2 protein-coding genes are annotated in these 1,084 nt (G+C 64.0%); both read left to right on the top strand.

The genetic code is table 11. From position 1 onward, the window contains the following. Positions 1 to 492: YaiO family outer membrane beta-barrel protein (locus EN964_RS35445; RefSeq protein WP_127277509.1), on the top strand; the 492-nt coding region annotated here is incomplete at its 5' end. A gap of 2 nt (positions 493 to 494) precedes the next feature. Beyond that, the coding region (locus EN964_RS35440) for a HEAT repeat domain-containing protein (RefSeq protein ID WP_373565086.1) at positions 495 to 1,084 on the top strand (590 nt) is incomplete at its 3' end.

Raw genomic sequence — 1,084 nt, 5'->3', positions numbered from 1 at the left:
GCCTATGTGCTGGCAGCGGCGACGCCGGATGCCGACTTCCTGGCACGATATTCGGTCGGGGCCGGCGCTTCGTGGCGGATCATGGCGCCCGCGAAAGCGCTCGGTCCGTTCTCGCTCAACATCGATGCTCGCTATGACAATTTCGCCACCGCCGAGGTCACCACAATCTCGCCTTGGGTGCAGGTCTATGTCCTGGACGGCCGGCTGGGGCTTTCGGCACGTTGGGTCCACGCAGCCGACGACATCGGCACGCGCGCCGATGGTTATGTCCTGCGAGCCGATGTTGCAGTTATCCCGAGCGTCAATGTGTTTGGTGGCTATGCGGATGCCCCCGAGATCTCCGACGGCTCGCTGGTGCCGACGCGTACCATCTTTGCCGGCATCTCCTGGGACGTTACCGATCCGCTGACGCTGCGCGGCAGCCTCGCCCATGAGCAGCGCCCGACATTCGACCGAACCACATTCGGGCTCGGCCTAACCGCGCGGTTCTGATCATGTTGTACATCTGGCACCTATCCATCCTGCTCAGTGCCCTTTCCCTGGCGATCATGCTTCTGCTGATCGTGCGTCGGGTATTGCAGGAGCGCCGGGGGACGGCGGGCGCCGATCAGCGGCGCCTTCTTCTGACGGCGCTGATCGCCTTCACCGAAAATCGGGATCGCGAGGCATTGAAGACGGCGCTGCTTGCGGTACCGGCGAGGGTGGCGATCGATGCCGGCTTCGAGTTTATTTCGCTGTTGCGTGGCGAGGAGCACGACGAGCTCCTTTCAGCCTTCAATGAATGTGGCCTGCCGACCCTTGTCGGCACCCAGCTTGAAAAAGGCAACGGCGCCGAACGCGTCCACGCGGCCGAGATGCTGGCGGCGCTGCGTTCGGAAAACGCGGTGGCAAACCTGCTTTCGGCGCTCGATCGTGACCGCTCGCGCGAAGTCAGGATCGCCGTCGCCATCGCGCTGTGTGATATTGGCGCCTTGCCGCCGCTGGTCGTAACGCTGCGCAAGATCGGCGTGGCGGGGCAGCGCTCGCGACGCCTGATCGAGCTTTTCAGGCGCTTTCCGCCAAAGCGGTTCGACGAGCTCAGGGA

The organism is Mesorhizobium sp. M7A.F.Ca.CA.001.10.2.1 (assembly GCF_003998575.1).
In the GTDB taxonomy this organism is placed as follows: domain Bacteria; phylum Pseudomonadota; class Alphaproteobacteria; order Rhizobiales; family Rhizobiaceae; genus Mesorhizobium.
This window is presented reverse-complemented; position numbering and strand designations above follow the sequence as displayed.